Raw genomic sequence first — 15420 nt, forward strand, 5'->3', positions numbered from 1 at the left:
GCGCCATGGACACCCAGATCATCGCCGCCGAAAAGCCTCTGATGGCCCAGGCCCGCCCGCGCAAGCCGGCGCCGTTTCTCCCGATGAGCCGCGCCGAGATGGACGCGCTCGGCTGGGATGCCTGCGACATCGTGCTGGTGACGGGCGATGCCTATGTCGACCATCCGAGTTTCGGCATGGCGATCATCGGCCGGCTGCTGGAGGCGCAAGGCTTCCGGGTCGGCATCATCGCGCAGCCGGACTGGCATTCGGCCGAGCCGTTCAAGGCGCTCGGCAAGCCGAAAGTCTTTTTCGGCGTGACCGGCGGCAACATGGACTCCATGGTGAACCGCTACACCGCGGACCGCCGCCTGCGCCATGACGATGCCTACACGGCAGGCGGCGAAGGCGGCAAGCGGCCGGACCGCTGCACCATCGTCTACGCCCAGCGCTGCCGCGAGGCGTTCAAGGACGTCCCGGTCGTGCTCGGCGGCATCGAGGCATCGCTGCGCCGGATCGCGCACTACGACTACTGGTCCGACAAGGTGCGCCGCTCGGTGCTGGCCGACGCCAAGGCAGATCTGCTGCTCTACGGCAATGCCGAGCGCGCCGTCGTCGAAGTGGCGAACCGTCTTGCCGCCGGCGAGGCACCGCGCGAGCTCGACGATATCAGGGGCGTCGCACTGTTCCGCCGCGTGCCCGAAGACTATTCCGAGCTGCACGCCGACGATCTCGACTCCGCCGACGAAGGCGCAACCCGCCAGAAGGGCGCGACCGTCATTCGCCTGCCGGCGCTGGAGCAGGTCGAGCAGGACAAGGAAGCCTATGCGCGTGCGTCACGCGTGCTGCACCGGGAGAGCAATCCCGGCAATGCGCGGCCGCTGGTGCAGCGTCATGGCGACCGCGATCTCTGGCTCAATCCGCCGCCGATCCCGCTGACCAGCGACGAGATGGACGCGGTCTACGATCTTCCTTACGCGCGCGCGCCGCATCCGTCCTACGGCGATGCCAAGATCCCGGCGTGGGACATGATCAAGTTCTCCGTGACGATCATGCGCGGCTGTTTCGGCGGCTGCACCTTCTGTTCGATCACCGAGCATGAGGGCCGCATCATCCAGAATCGCTCCGAGGGTTCTATTCTGCGCGAGATCGAGAAGATCCGCGACAAGACGCCGGGCTTCACCGGCGTGATCTCCGACATCGGCGGCCCCACCGCCAACATGTACCGGATGGCATGCAAGGACCCGAAGGTCGAGGCGGCGTGCCGGCGGCCGTCCTGCGTCTTCCCGGAGATCTGCCCGAACCTCAACACGTCGCATGACGATTTGATCCGGCTCTATCGCAAGGTGCGCGAGACCAAGGGCATCAAGAAGGTGATGGTCGCCTCCGGCGTGCGCTACGACCTCGCGGTGGAGAGCCCGGAATACATCAAGGAGCTCGTCACCCATCACGTCGGCGGCTACCTGAAGATCGCGCCGGAGCATACCGAGCGCGGCCCGCTCGACAAGATGATGAAGCCGGGCATCGGCGCCTACAACCAGTTCAAGCGGATGTTCGATGCCGCGGCCGAGCAGGCCGGCAAGAAATATTACCTGATCCCGTATTTCATCGCGGCGCATCCGGGCACGACCGACGAGGACATGATGAACCTCGCGCTCTGGCTCAAGAAGAACCGCTATCGCGCCGACCAGGTGCAGACCTTCCTGCCCTCACCGATGGCGACCGCGACCGCGATGTATCACACCGGCGTCAATCCGCTGCGCGGCGTGCGTCATGGCGGCAGCGGCAAGGTCGAGGCCATCAAGGGCCTGCGCCAGCGCCGCCTGCACAAGGCGTTCCTGCGCTATCACGACCCCGACAACTGGCCCGTGCTGCGCGAGGCGCTGAAGGCGATGGGCCGCGCCGACCTGATCGGCTCCCGCCCCGACCAGCTCGTGCCAGCACACCAGCCGCCCGGCACCGGCAAGGCCGCCGGCACAAGGCGGCCCGTGCGCCCCGGCGGCAAGACGCAGCGGTTCACGACCAAGGGTCTGCGGGTGATGAAGTAGGCAAGAGCCGGATGAGATCCGGTTCGGCCTGGCGCTTTCGTACTCCCAAAACAAAAATGTAGAAAACAACCCCATGCACAGTAGCCTGCATGAGCGGGATCAATGGCTTACGCGCTTTGCGCCGACGTTGACCCGTCGGGCAAGACAGGAGCAGGATGGCATCGTCGGGCGCCTGGGATGAGCAAGCCTCCGGCGCCACTCCGTATCGATATCGTCAAGCTTCACACAGCGTCCCGCGCGCGAGCTTTTTCGCGCCTGTTCGACGCGCTGTGCGGATCATGCTCCAAACGATAGTCGAACCAGTCCATCGATTGGAATCCAATCTACACGCCGGGCGATGAGCGCTCGCTCCGTACCGCACACACCGAGACCCCTTGACCTCGGCGCCATCATGCAACATATGAAGTTACATGAAACGAGACAGCCGTCTATCCGGCGTGCTCCATGTCCTTCTCCACATGGCGCAGCAGCCTGGCCCCTTCACGTCCGAGACCCTGGCGAAGGCGATGGACACCAACCCGGTGGTGATCCGGCGCATCATGGCGGGCCTCAGGGACCTCGGCTACGTCCGCTCCGAGAAGGGGCATGGCGGCGGCTGGACGCTGGCCTGCGACCTGTCGAAGGTGACGCTGCGCGACGTCTACACCGCGCTCGGCAATCCCCCGCTTCTGGCAATGGGCAACCGGACCGAGGCGCCGGGCTGTCTCGTCGAGCAGGCCGTCAATGCCGCCCTGGATCGGACCTTTCAAGATGCCGAGGCGCTGCTGCTGTCGCGCCTCGGTGCAGTGACGCTGGCGATGCTGGGCGATGATCTGCGCAAGCGGCTCGGGGCCCGCAAGGTCCGCGACATCAGCGCGCATCACGCGTGATCGGCTCCGTTCAGCAAGGCAACCTCATGACCGACATTCAAGCCATGTTCTCCGATCCGCAAGCAGTGGCGAAATACACGGAAGGGCCGCCGCGGTTCGTTCCCGGCTACAATTCCATGCTGTCCATGGCGGCGATCCTGCTGGCCGAGCGCGCGCGTGAAGACGCGCGAATCCTCGCCCTCGGCGCTGGTGGCGGCCTGGAGTTGAGAGCCTTTGCGCAGGCGCAGCCGCGCTGGACCTTCGACGGTGTGGACCCCTCGGCGGCGATGCTCGATCTCGCGCGGCAAACGTTGGGCCCGCTCGCTTCGCGCGCGCATCTCCACCGGGGCTATGTCGACGCTGCCCCGGAGGGGCCGTTCGACGGCGCCACGTGCCTGTTGACCCTGCACTTCGTCGATGCCGCGGAACGGCGTCGCATTGCCGCCGAAATCCGCCGCCGCCTCAAGCCGGGCGCGCCCTTCGTGATCGCTCATTTCAGCATCCCTGATCGCGACGATGAGCGGCCGCTGTGGCTATCGCGATATTCGGCGTTCCTGGCCGCATCCGGCGTCGAGCCGGACAAGGCGGCTGCCGCGCGCGACGCCGTCACCAACCATCTGGAGATCCTCACGCCCGCGCAGGATGAGGCAATTCTGCGGAACGCTGGCTTCTCCGAGCCGACCCTGTTCTACGCCGGATTCACCTTCCGCGGCTGGGTGGCATACGCCTGAGACGTCACGCTTCGTCGACACGGCGCGCATTCATGGAAAGCCGGGACCCGCCGGGACGTGCAGACATGATCCCTTAGCCCGCGAATGAGGCGGTGTCCGTTCTGCCTTCAAAACCAGACATGGCCAGTACGCTCCTGCGAGTCGGCAAAGGGCCAACAACGGAAGAAGCTCTGCAAGAGGTGATCGTCGGACATTGATTGCAACATCAATCCGCATCTACGCGCTAGTCGCGCGCGGGCACCGGCTTCCGCGTGATGGTCGCCGCCGGAAGCGGCGTGAAATCCGGGTTCTGGTCGTTACCGACCCGTATGCCGGAATAAGCGACGAGCCCGTCAGCGGTGGCGACCGCGTCGCCCGAGCGTAACGAGCCGTCCATCGCGAGATCGACTGATGCAAGACCGGCGGGGCTTTGGCCGTTGCAAGTGCAATCGGCGCGCAGCGCCTTCCGATAGGCAAAGGCGTTTTCGCTATCGGCGTAGCGTTCGCCGGTTGCGGCATAGGCTCTGTCAATGCTGGAGCCGAAGAAAACTTTGGTCGGGCTTGCCGGACAGAAGGCCTTACACATCTGCGCCGGCGAGGCCGCGCCGCGCATCAGCGGAAAATATTTGCCGTCGCAACTGCGCACGCAGAAGGCAGGTCCCGCGCTTACGACGACCGGCCGCGGCGGTGGTGATTGCGGATCAAAAGACGAGGTCTGCTGCTGTTGCTTCTGGCCGCCACCGAAAAAGAAATCAAGCAAGCCTTCGGCCGCACTCATTTCGGGCGTCAGCGCCACGGGGCCAACGATGGCGACAGCAACAAGCATGCGGCGCAGCTTGCGCTGAAAGCACGATTCGGTACGCATCGCTTGCTCCACCGGACGCAACGAACTCTCTTCAGCACAAAGAGCGCTTGCGGCAATCGTGGATACGAAACGCGCTCTAAGCTGGGCGCAGAAGGGGAAAGAAATAGGCGAGTGGGCACGGCAAGCGCCACATTTCGGCCGTTATGGGACGCCGTGGGAGCCGTGATCCCCCGGAGTTCGCGCCGCGTTGAAACCGACCGAAGTCCGGTTCGGGTCAAAAGCAGCGGTCGTCCAATCTGTCAGGCGGTGTCCGGCCTCCCTCAAACCGCAGACATGACGATCGCTCATGTGGCGCTCGGCTCGGGGCCACTGACAGACCATTTTCGCGTGACTAAGTACGGACTGCTCGCGGAAGCCGACGTGAGCGGCGGCATTACCGGCACATGCGGGAGCATCACCGACGTTAACCCTGTCGGCAAATGATTTGTCGCGAGTCGGCAGCCGTCGACAAGTTGCCTCATTGGCGCGGAGAATTTTCAGCGGCACGAATCTGGGTCAGAGGCGCATTATGCTGAGAATGGCGTTGTTGGGCCTCCTCATCCTGTTGAGTGTAGGAATGCTGTCGGCAATGGAGCTGAGAGCGCCACCGCGTCGCGCGGCCGCGATCGTGCAGCCGCTTGCCGAGCAGGACGCGGGCACTTCTGCTTCACACGACGCCCTTGCGAAGGCTGACCGCCTCGACGTTGCCGCTGTGAGCAGCGCGACGCCGACACAGACTGCTTCGGTGGAAGACCGCGTTGCTCCGCCAGAAGACGCCCATATTGGCTCGTCCGAGCCGGAGCCGATCGTCCGTCATCGGCACAATCCGAAAAAGATCGCGACCGCTGAACGTCCCAAGCCGAAGGCAACCGCTGTCAAGCGAACTGCCAACTTCCAGCGCTCAAAGGCCGCAAGCAATGCGGAGCCCTGTCGGCTCAAGGCGTTTGGTGGCTTGCGCAAGGCATTGAATTTGACCGGTTGCGACATCTGAGGACGCTTCTCGGGTGGCCGATTGAAGTTGAGCGATCCGAGTTCGTGGCCCGCTATCGGGCAGCAGTCCAGACCGCGCCTAATCAGTTTCCCCAAAGGGGGCTTACGGGTGCACACCCCGTATTGCCATCTTTCCTCCGATCGACGTCTCGCAAACTCTTCCGATCATCCATATGTTGCCCCCATGAAAAAGATCGGATTTCTGTCCTTCGGACACTGGACGCCCTCGCCGCAGTCGCAGACGCGCTCGGCGGCGGACACGCTGCTGCAATCGATCGAGCTTGCGGTTGCGGCCGAGCAGCTCGGCGCGGACGGTGCCTATTTCCGTGTGCATCACTTCGCGCGCCAGCTGGCCTCGCCCTTTCCGCTGCTTGCCGCGGTCGGCGCCAGGACCAGCACAATCGAGATCGGCACCGCCGTGATCGACATGCGCTACGAGAACCCGCTCTACATGGTGGAGGACGCGAGCTCCGCCGATCTCATCGCCGGCGGCCGGCTGCAGCTCGGCATCAGCCGCGGCTCGCCCGAGCAGGTGATCGACGGCTGGCGCTATTTCGGATACCGGCCGGCCGACGGCCAGAGCGATGCCGACATGGGCCGCCGCCATGCCGAGGTCTTTCTCGACCTGCTCCGCGGCGAAGGCTTTGCCGAGCCCAATCCGCAGCCGATGTTTCCGAACCCGCCGGGGCTGCTGCGCCTCGAGCCGCATGCCGCCGGCCTGCGCGAACGGATCTGGTGGGGCGCCGGCTCCAACGCGACCGCCGTGTGGGCGGCGAAGCTCGGCATGAATTTGCAAAGCTCGACGCTGAAGAACGACGAGACCGGCGAGGCCTTCCATGTGCAGCAGGCCGCGCAAATCCGCGCCTATCGTGCCGCGTGGAAGGAAGCCGGCCACGCCCGCGAGCCGCGCGTGTCCGTCAGCCGCAGCATCTTCGCGCTGATGAACGATCGCGACCGCGCCTATTTCGGCGGGGAGCGCGGAGGCGAAGACCAGATCGGCTTCATCGACCCGCAGACGCGGGCGATCTTCGGCCGCTCCTATGCGGCGGAGCCGGATGTGCTGATCGAGCAGCTGCGGCAGGATGAGGCGATCGCGGAGGCTGACACCTTGCTGCTGACGATCCCGAACCAGCTGGGCGTGGCCTACTGCGCGCATGCGATCGAGGCGATCCTGACGCACGTTGCGCCTGCGCTCGGCTGGCGCTGAGAGATCTGGCGAAAGCCGTGCATCGCATGTCGGCCAATTCGCCACCGTTGATCTGTTGACCCAATGCGTCAGGGGCGTGTCGGCTCATCATTGATGGGCAACCGCCACCCAGGCGTTGGAACTTCGTCGCATCGCTCGCAGACCGGCGAACGGACGCCATGACACGCGACCTGCCAGGACGCTGCTCCGCCGTCTTCTCGCCCCCATTGTCGTTCAGGGAGCTAGGCGGGGCGGCGCTATGGTGGGCATAGTTCCCAAAGGTTCCGCGTGATCGTCCGACATCTTCTACAACGCGACTCTCATCATTCCCTTTCGCGCCGCGCGCTCCTGCGCGGGCTTGTCTCGGCAGGCAGCACTCTCGCGCTGGGCGGATGCGCAGGCTTGGGCGCGACCGGCGCGCGCTACGACGCGTCGTCCCTTTCCGTTGATCCCACACTGCTCGTCGCCACCACACGAAAGCCCGTGAAGGGCGGCCGCACGAAACCCTGGTTCGGGCCGGAGCGGGCGACCGCAATGACGGTCGCGCGGGCAAGGCTGGTGGCGCCGGACGAGAGCCGACTTTCCCTCGCCTCGGTCGGACTGGGCGATTGGCGCCTAGATCAGGTCGAACCGGTGCAAGCCGAAATTGGCGATCTCCTTGCGCAGGCCGGCGCGGGAGGAGACGTGCTGATCTATGTGCACGGCTTCAAGCAGACATTCGAGACGGCCGCGCTCGACGCCGCCCATCTCTCCGATGGGATCAAATTCCGCGGCCGGACTATGGTGTTCTCCTGGCCCTCCAAGGCAGGATTGTTCGACTATGCCTATGACCGGGACAGTGCGATGTGGTCCCGCGACGATTTCGAACGCGTGCTCTCTTCCCTCGTGTCGACGTCAGGCGGCGGCCGCGTGCACATCGTTGCGCACAGCATGGGGACCATGCTGACGCTCGAGAGCCTGCGTCAGCTCTATGCGCGATACGGCGACACCGTCACGAGCAGGATCGGGACGGTCGTGTTTGCCGCACCCGATATCGACATGGACGTGTTCACGTCGGCGATCCACCGCATCGGTCCGCTTGCCGGCAAGATCACCGTGATCGCCGCGACGAACGATCGCGCTCTGGCTCTGTCGGGACAAATCGCGGGTGGAATGACCAGGGTCGGCGCCGCCGAGAAGGCTGTCATCCAGCGACTCGGCGTGCGCGTGGTCGATGCTTCCCAGGAAGGCTGGAGCATCATCAATCACGATCTGTTTCTATCGAGCGCGGAAGTGCAGCGGGAGATCCGCCGTTCGATCGACAGTACGGCCGCGTAAGAGCGTGCACTTGCGGCGCATCGTGGACTTCCCGATGGACGCGCCGACTTCTTCGCCGGCTTCACGCGCTCGGCGCAGGGAGACTATCTGCAGGCCTTCATGATCGCGGGCGCAACGGGGATCGTCGCGGCCGTGCTGTCGCTGATGATCGGCCGGCGGCCGGTGCAACCCGCGCTCGCCACGACCTTGTCAACGCCATCCGCGCCTCGCCACCAGATGACCGGGTAGGACCAGTCGTTGGTGTGATCGACATCGGCCGCGGCGTTCAGCTGATGTTTAGCAAGATCCGCCCTGACGTGCCGCTGCGCATCAAATCCAGCGCATCGTTGATGTCATCGAGCGCGAACTCGTGGGTCACGATCCCGCGGTAACTGACCTTGCCGGCTTCGTCGAGCCGGACGAGACGCGGGATGTCGCGCGCCGGCTGGCACTGCCCGCCTTCCGAACCCTTCAGCACCTTCTCGAAGTGTAGCGGCAGCGTGTAGATCTCGACCTTGTCGCGGGGAACACCGACAAGGATACAGCGGCCCTTCTTCGCGGTGACCTCGTAGGCGAGCTCGATCAAACGGCTGACGCCGGTGGTCTCGACGACCTTGTCGGGCCCGTCAGCCCCCGTGATGGACCGAACCTCGGCGGCGACATCCTTCACCGTCTCGGAGTTGATGGTGTGGGTGGCGCCGAACTGCCTCGCCATCTCCAGCTTGTTGTCGAGGCGGTCGATCGCAACGACCGGATGGGCGCCGACCATCGCGGCGAATTGCACGATGTTCAGCCCGACGCCGCCGACGCCGAACACGACGACGGCTTCGCCGATGGCGACCTGCGCGTCGTTGTTGACGACGCCGAGCGCGGTCGTCACCGCGCAGCCGAGCAGCGGCGCGCTCGTGCGATCGATCGAGGAGGGAACAGGCGTGACGCGATTTTCCGACACCACGGCATATTCGTTGAAGGTGGTGACCCAGCCCGCGTTGAGGCGCTTGCCGTGCCAGGAATAGACCGGCGTATTGGACTGGATGCCCTTGCCCGGCCGCCAATGCATGACGACGGTGTCGCCCTGCTTGCACGAGACGACGCCGGGTCCGGTTTCGATGATGGTCGCCAGCGCTTCGTGCCCCAAAAGGTGCGGCAGGAACTTGTCGACGCCCTTGACGGCGTCGATCTCGTTGATCTGTGCGCCGCAGATGCTCGAGGTGTGCACGTGCGCGAGCACCTGGCCGTGTTCGAGCGTATCGGGCAAGGTGAACTCGTCGACGATCAGCGGCTTGCCGGACTCGACGAGAATCGCTGCCTTGGCAGTCTTGATGTCCATGAGCTGAGCCCGGTCACTCGAAATAGATGAATTCGTAATCGCCGGTGTAACCGAGCTTCCCGTAGAGCCAGATCCATTCGGAGGTGTGCAGGATGGACTCCGCCGTCAGCGCCCAGCATTCGAGGTTGTGCAACTCGGCAACGGTCCGGTAGCCCTCGACCATGACGTATTTGTTCTTGCCGACCCGCTCGATCTCCTTGAGCGCCGCATCGAGCTCGTAGAGCCTGAGATTGTGCAGAGTGCCGAGCGAGATGACGAGGTCGAAACTGTCGTCGCCATAGGGATAGACGTCCTGGGCGCGATAGTTGAACAAATACGGCCTCACCTGCTCATGCGAATTTGCAAGACCATGCTTGGAGATATCGAAGCCGACGACCTTCAAGCCCGGCAGGATCTTTTGCATCTCGTACAGCAGGAAGCCCTTGCCGCAGCCGACGTCGAGCACGCTGGACCCATCCTTCAGGCCATAGGTCTCGATCAGCGCCTTGGCGACCGGAGCCCAGCGCCCGTCGATGAAGCGGTAGCCGCCATAGCCGAAACGGCGGTCGCCATCCCAATAATCGGCCTCGTATTCCCGCGCCTTCAGCGAGCAGCCGATCTTGTCGTCGTTCATGCGCCCCATGTAGTCGCGCTTGGTCGCAGTATGCAGTGGCGTCACGATATTCAGTAGTCGTCCCATCAAGTCCTCGGATTCCATCACGCGCTGAGATTGTCTTGACCGGCCTGGGGAGCCTTGCGACGTGACCTGCGAATCACCCTAGCATCTGTGCTGCAGGTGATCGTTGTTTCAGATCAATGATGGTGCGGCAGCCCCATCCACAATGTGCAGATGCGCACGGCCGGCGTCAGCCGGTCAAGGATCGAGGGATTCCTCCGCTTCACTGAGAGCTTCATCGATGGGACAAGTTCAGACCCGCCTGCTTCTGCAGGCATTCGCGGGTAGCGCGGACCCGATGTCAGGCGGACGCTTCGGCCGGCTCCGACATCGTCACCCGGTTCTTGACGCTGGGGCGCTCTTGCATCCGGGCGTACCAGGCGCGAAGTGCCTCGCACTCCGCAGGCACCGGCAGCTTCAGGAGCTCCGCAAAGATCAAGCCGCCGATGACCGTGATGTCGGCCATCGAGAAGGCCTCGCCGGCGACGAATGGCTGCTGCTTCAGAATGCCGTTGAGGTAATGCATGCCTCTGATGGCCTTGTCGCGCTGACGCAGGCCCCACTCGGCATTCTGATAGATCTCGACCTCGGGCCCAAGCCCCGGCGTTGCGTGATGAAAGTACACGCTGATCGCGTCGAGCAGCTCCAGCTCGGCGCGCTTGCTCATCATGTGGATCACGCCCTTTTCGCGCGGCGTCCTGCCGGTGAGCACGGGAGCGCCGTCGAGCGCGTCGAGATATTCGGTGATGGCGGTGCATTCGCCGATGAAGGTTCCGTCGTCGAGCTCGAGCACCGGCAGCGTGCCCGAGTAGTTCTTGGCGAGGAACTCGGGTTTCTTGTGCTCGCCCTTCCACAGGTTGACCGACACGAACGTGACGCGCGGCCGCAGATTCTTCTCGGCGATGGCGATGCGGATGCGGGCCGGGTAAGGGCCGGTGGCCCAATCATGGATCTTCATCGATAAACCTCTTCGTTTTTGTCTACCTGCCACTTGGTAGGCAACTATAGCCTTCAAAACCTTGCGGTCAAAGCCTATCTGTCACTTGGTAGATAACGAAGCGGTGAGGCGCCGACATGAGTTCCAGTGCGCGGGAAGCCATCCTGGCGGCCGCCAAACGCACCGCACAGGCGCACGGCTATGGCGGCCTGAACTTCCGCGATCTCGCCGCTGAAGTCGGCATCAAGGCCGCCAGCATCCACTATCATTTCCCGAGCAAGGCCGATCTCGGCGCAGCGGTCGCAAGACGCTACTGGGAGGACACCGCGGCGGCGCTCGAAGCCATGCTGGCCGAAACCCCGGATCCCCTGCGCTGCCTGCACCGATATCCCGACGTCTTTCGCAAGGCGCTCGAGAACGGCAACCGCATGTGCCTGTGCAGCTTCATGGCTGCCGAGCATGACGACCTGCCGGACGCGGTGAAGCGGGAGGTGCAGGCCTTTGCCGACGTGAATGTCGCCTGGCTGAGCAAGGTCCTGTCCGCTGCGGCTCCGAGCAGTTCCGGGGAGAGCGAGCGGCGCGCCCGGGCGATCTTCGCCGCGATCGGCGGCGCCCAGCTCCTGGCGCGGAGCCGCTCGGATCTGTCGCTCTACGACACCTTGATCGACAGCTACCGCGCGGCCGGTCTGCTGCCGGCCTGACGGATGGTTCCCGCGGGCCGGGGCGATGACACCATGAGAGTGGCGGCACCGCAGGATTGCGTGCACCATGGCGGCCGATTCGAACGTCGTGGACGCCTGCGGCGCCCATCTTGGTGCCGCTGACGATTTCGGTGTCGGGGAGGACCTCATGCGTAAGCCCGAACGCAACTTCGGCTAGCGTTGGCCGAAATGCATCATCATGCGGCTTCTCACGATCCCGTTCTGGTCGCGCTATCGATTCTGATCGCGGCCCTCGCCTCCTATACGGCGCTGGACCTGGCGACCCGAATGCGAGCTGCTTCGGGAAGGGCCCGCCGATCCTGGCTGGTCGCCGCGGCGATCGCCATGGGCGGCGGGATCTGGTCGATGCACTTCGTCGGCATGCTGGCCTTCAGCCTGCCTGGAATCGAAATCTCCTACGATCCATTCCTGACTCTGCTCTCGCTCGTCATTCCGATCGTCGTCGCCGCTGCCGCCTTTGCCGTTGTCGGACGACGCCCGCAGGCGCTGCTCGCATCCGGCTTCGCGATGGGACTTGGCATCTCCGGCATGCACTATACCGGCATGGCCGCGATGCGGATGGCGGCCCTCATCCAATACGATCCCCGATGGGTCGTGCTCTCGATCCTGATCGCGATCAGCGCCTCGATCGTGGCGCTCTGGCTCGCCTTTCGCAACACCAACGCGGTGCAGCGGCTGTTCGCGGGCCTGGTGATGGGCCTTGCGATCTCCGGCATGCACTATGCCGCGATGGAAGGCGCCATGTTCCTGCCGACCAGCGCCATGGCCCGGCCGGCAGGCCATCTCGGCGTCGGTCAGGCGCCGCTCGCGTTCCTGCTCGCCGGCATCACCATCATGATCCTGAGCATCGGCATCGCGGCGGCCGTCTATGACAGGGCATCGGCGGAGCGCGCCCAACGCGAGGCCGCCGCACTGAGGCGCAGCGAAGAACGCTTTCGGCTGCTTGTCGAAGGCATCGCAGACCACGCGATCTTCATGCTCGATCCGGACGGGCGCGTGGGCAACTGGAATCTCGGCGCGCGCCGGCTGATGGGCTATGGCGACGACATCGTCGGGACGAGCTACACCATTTTTCACACCGAGGAAGATTGCGCGGCCGGGGCGCCCGCGCGCGCGCTCGTTGAAGCCGAGCGGGAGGGGAAGTCCGCCATCGAAGGCTGGCGGGTGCGCAAGGACCGCAGCCGCTTCTGGGCGGAGGCAACGATCGTCGCGGTCCGGAACGACAGCGGCGCAATCGCCGGCTTTGCGAAGATCGTGCGCGACGTCAGCGAACGGAGACGGGCGCAGGAAGCGCTGGACCGCGCGCGCGAAGCACTGATGATGTCGCAGAAGATGGAGACCATCGGCCAGCTCACCGGCGGCGTGGCCCACGACTTCAACAACCTGCTCGCGGCCGTTCTCGGCAGCCTCGAACTGCTGAAGAAGCGCCTGCCGACGGACGATCCGAAGATCCTGCGCCTGGTGGAGAACGCGATGCAGGGCGCGGTGCGCGGCGCCTCCCTGACCCAGCGCATGCTCGCTTTCGCGCGCAAGCAGGATCTCAGGCCGGCGGTCGTCGATGTCCGCGAGTTGGTGCGCGGCATGACGTCATTGCTGAAATTCGAGGCCGGGATTGGTGTCGAGACGCGGTTCCCGATGCATCTGCCGAAGGTGAAGGTCGACGCGAACCAGCTCGAACTGGCGATCCTCAACCTGGCGGTCAACGCGCGCGATGCGATGCCGGACGGCGGCCAGATCACCATCGCCGCACGCGAGGAGCAGGGCGAAGGCGGCCTTTCGAGCAGCGGCTATGTCGCGCTCTCGGTGAGCGACACGGGCTGCGGCATGAGCGACGAGATCCTCAAGCACGCCCAGGAGCCGTTCTTCACGACCAAGGGCGTCGGCAAGGGCACCGGGCTCGGCCTGTCGATGGTCCACGGACTTGCCGAGCAGTCCGGCGGCAGGCTCGTCTTGAAGAGCCGTCCCGGAGAGGGCACGACGGCCGACATCTGGCTGCCGATCGCCGAGGAGACCGCGGTGCCGGACCTGCGCATAGCGGCTCCGGCAGCCGTAGCCCGGCCCAGCCGGCAGCTTTCCGTGCTCGTCGTCGACGACGACCTCCTGGTGCTCGAGAACACGGCAGCGATGCTGGAGGATCTCGGGCACGTCGTGGTCGAGGCGCGCTCGGGCGATGAGGCGCTGGCCTTGCTCCGCCGCACGCGCACCATCGACCTGGTCGTGACCGACTATGCCATGCCCGGCATGACCGGCCTGCAGCTTGCCAACGCCATCGCTGCGGAGCGCCCGGAGACGGTCATCCTCCTCAGCACGGGATACGCGGACCTCCCGAGCGACACGCGATCCAGCCTGCCGCGCCTGGCAAAGCCGTTCGACCAGGCCGCACTTGCGAAGGCGATCGAGGCGGCGATGGGCGAGGAAGAGCCGGCCGGATCCGTCGTCGCGTTTCGGCCGAAGAGCGCATGATTGCCTGATGATGAACGGCGCGCCATCCAGAATAAGACTGCGAACTCGTATGTTATTGAAGTGACCATACAACTTATGGCGCACCCAAACACGACCCACTGCAGATGGCGCCAGCCTTCTGCAGCACGGAGACTGCTCGGCTGCGGCCACACGAGGTATCAAGGCACGAGCTCAGGGCACCTCCCGCTGTCCGATTCTCCCGCCACTCACAATCCGATCGCTCGGATGCACTACGACCCGATCGCCGACAGCCAGTCCAGAGATCACCTCAGCCACGTGTTTATTGCGGTGACCGATCTGGACCGGCTCGAGCCGGGCATGCCCATTCTCGTCGGCAAAAACGGCCCACTGGTCACCTTTTCGGAACAAGGCGCTCACCGGGATGGTCAATGCATCGGTGGCGCTCCAGGTGGTCACATGGACGACCACCCGGTAGTCGTGGCCAAGCTGGGACCACACTTCGGGCGGATCCACGAAATCGATCGTCACCCGTACCCGCTGCTCCTCAATGCCTAGCGCCGACACCTTCAGGAAGCCCGCGGGGTCCACGCGCACGACCTTGCCCTTGATCGGGGCCCCGCCCCAGCCGTCGATCCGGACGGGCGCGCCAACCTTGATCTGCACGGCGTCGGTCGAGAGCAGGTCGGCCACGACCTCCAGATCGAGCGGGTTGCCGATATCGACCAGCGGCGTCCCTGGCAGGACCGTCGCCTCGCTGTCCTGGACGATCTTCAGCACCCGTCCGCTCGCCGGCGCGAGTACCCGGACGCAACAGGTCGGCTCCGCCGACGGGGCAGCGTTGGCTGGATCCATCAACCGGGCAGCCAGGCTGGTGCGTACCGCACGCCGCATGTCGACCTGAGCCTTGGCGCTCGCCAAGGCGGCCTCGTTCGTGGCCACGTCGAACTTCGCCTTATCGAAGGCCTGGGCCGAGGTGGACTGCGTCCGCAACAGCGTCTGCGCCCGCTGGAACTCGGTCCTGGAAAAGTCCAGCGCCGCTCCGATCCGCTGTACCTCGGCTTCCTGTTGCTGGATGGCTGCGTCCGCGGCCGCAACTTCCGCCTGAAGCTGGTCGCGGGAGCGCACGTCGATGAAGCCCGGCAGTGTCGGCTGCATCAAGGCGATGACGGTCTGGTTGGCGACGACCTCGTCGCCGACGTGAAGCGACGGCCCCTGCTCGCCGAACGGATGCGAAATCCTCAGGACCTTGCCTGCGATGGGCGCCGAGACGGTGTAGACGTGGCGGACGCGCGTCTTGCCGTCGTCGTCCGCCGTGACTTCGATCGGGCCTTTCGCGACGGTCGCGAGATCGACCAGAACCGGCCGGGGCCAAGCGAACCACGCCAGTCCGCCCGCGATCCCGGCCAGAGCCGCAGCACCGATGATACGTTTGGTCCAGTTTGCCGACATGG

Annotated in this window: 14 protein-coding genes; 9 read left to right on the top strand and 5 right to left on the bottom strand. The window is 65.0% G+C overall.

Going from position 1 to position 15420, the window contains the following annotated elements; genetic code table 11:
- Window positions 1–5 precede the first annotated feature (5 nt).
- From WN73_RS11155 to WN73_RS11165, 3 genes are all read left to right on the top strand, one after another.
- Entirely contained in the window at window positions 6–2027 is a 2022-nt protein-coding gene (locus WN73_RS11155; protein WP_028175500.1) for a YgiQ family radical SAM protein, read from the top strand.
- A gap of 410 nt (window positions 2028–2437) precedes the next feature.
- Window positions 2438–2896 carry an Rrf2 family transcriptional regulator gene (locus WN73_RS11160; RefSeq protein ID WP_011090697.1) on the top strand — a complete coding sequence of 153 codons (459 nt, stop codon included), beginning with the start codon at window positions 2438–2440 and terminating at the stop codon, window positions 2894–2896.
- Between the two features lie 44 nt (window positions 2897–2940).
- Complete coding sequence (locus WN73_RS11165; protein WP_370139264.1) at window positions 2941–3606, top strand: class I SAM-dependent methyltransferase; 666 nt, start codon at window positions 2941–2943, stop codon at window positions 3604–3606.
- 223 nt (window positions 3607–3829) lie between these two features.
- Here the strand turns inward: WN73_RS11165 and WN73_RS11170 are convergent, their stop codons facing one another.
- Window positions 3830–4462 (bottom strand): DUF2865 domain-containing protein, encoded by a 633-nt coding sequence (locus WN73_RS11170; RefSeq protein WP_028175498.1) that lies wholly within the window; start codon window positions 4460–4462, stop codon window positions 3830–3832.
- A gap of 496 nt (window positions 4463–4958) precedes the next feature.
- Here WN73_RS11170 and WN73_RS11175 point away from each other — a divergent pair, with 496 nt between their 5' ends.
- The 4 genes from WN73_RS11175 to WN73_RS11190 all read left to right on the top strand — a co-directional run bounded on the left by WN73_RS11175 (window position 4959) and on the right by WN73_RS11190 (window position 8150).
- The gene (locus WN73_RS11175) at window positions 4959–5420 is read left to right on the top strand and encodes a hypothetical protein (protein WP_028175497.1); all 462 of its coding nucleotides are present in this window, start codon (window positions 4959–4961) and stop codon (window positions 5418–5420) included.
- A 183-nt stretch (window positions 5421–5603) separates the two neighbouring features.
- Window positions 5604–6626, top strand: coding sequence for an LLM class flavin-dependent oxidoreductase (locus WN73_RS11180; RefSeq protein WP_028175496.1), 1023 nt, complete (start codon window positions 5604–5606; stop codon window positions 6624–6626).
- A 267-nt stretch (window positions 6627–6893) separates the two neighbouring features.
- Window positions 6894–7922 (top strand): alpha/beta hydrolase, encoded by a 1029-nt coding sequence (locus WN73_RS11185; RefSeq protein WP_202633090.1) that lies wholly within the window; start codon window positions 6894–6896, stop codon window positions 7920–7922.
- A gap of 99 nt (window positions 7923–8021) precedes the next feature.
- Window positions 8022–8150: a hypothetical protein gene (locus WN73_RS11190; protein WP_256380410.1), complete on the top strand. Its 129-nt coding sequence runs from the start codon at window positions 8022–8024 to the stop codon at window positions 8148–8150.
- Window positions 8151–8187: 37 nt separating this feature from the next.
- On the opposite strand, the gene WN73_RS11195 is transcribed toward WN73_RS11190, so the two are convergent.
- From WN73_RS11195 to WN73_RS11205, 3 genes are all read right to left on the bottom strand, one after another.
- On the bottom strand, window positions 8188–9231 hold the full coding sequence (locus tag WN73_RS11195; RefSeq protein WP_161532415.1) for a zinc-binding dehydrogenase: 1044 nt from the start codon (window positions 9229–9231) through the stop codon (window positions 8188–8190).
- Between the two features lie 13 nt (window positions 9232–9244).
- Window positions 9245–9910 (bottom strand): class I SAM-dependent methyltransferase, encoded by a 666-nt coding sequence (locus WN73_RS11200; RefSeq protein ID WP_028175493.1) that lies wholly within the window; start codon window positions 9908–9910, stop codon window positions 9245–9247.
- Between the two features lie 277 nt (window positions 9911–10187).
- Complete coding sequence (locus tag WN73_RS11205) at window positions 10188–10844, bottom strand: glutathione S-transferase (RefSeq protein WP_271552736.1); 657 nt, start codon at window positions 10842–10844, stop codon at window positions 10188–10190.
- Window positions 10845–10960: 116 nt separating this feature from the next.
- Here WN73_RS11205 and WN73_RS11210 point away from each other — a divergent pair, with 116 nt between their 5' ends.
- Together WN73_RS11210 and WN73_RS11215 are read left to right on the top strand one after the other, a co-directional pair.
- The gene (locus tag WN73_RS11210) at window positions 10961–11524 is read left to right on the top strand and encodes a TetR/AcrR family transcriptional regulator (RefSeq protein ID WP_271552737.1); all 564 of its coding nucleotides are present in this window, start codon (window positions 10961–10963) and stop codon (window positions 11522–11524) included.
- Between the two features lie 189 nt (window positions 11525–11713).
- Window positions 11714–14008, top strand: a complete 2295-nt coding sequence (locus WN73_RS11215) for an MHYT domain-containing protein (RefSeq protein WP_271552739.1) — start codon at window positions 11714–11716, stop codon at window positions 14006–14008.
- 171 nt (window positions 14009–14179) lie between these two features.
- Here WN73_RS11215 and WN73_RS11220 read toward each other — a convergent pair whose 3' ends face one another.
- Window positions 14180–15418 (bottom strand): efflux RND transporter periplasmic adaptor subunit, encoded by a 1239-nt coding sequence (locus WN73_RS11220; RefSeq protein WP_271552741.1) that lies wholly within the window; start codon window positions 15416–15418, stop codon window positions 14180–14182.
- Window positions 15419–15420: the final 2 nt, after the last annotated feature.

Source organism: Bradyrhizobium sp. CCBAU 45394 (assembly GCF_028128655.1).
Classification (GTDB): domain Bacteria; phylum Pseudomonadota; class Alphaproteobacteria; order Rhizobiales; family Xanthobacteraceae; genus Bradyrhizobium; species Bradyrhizobium diazoefficiens.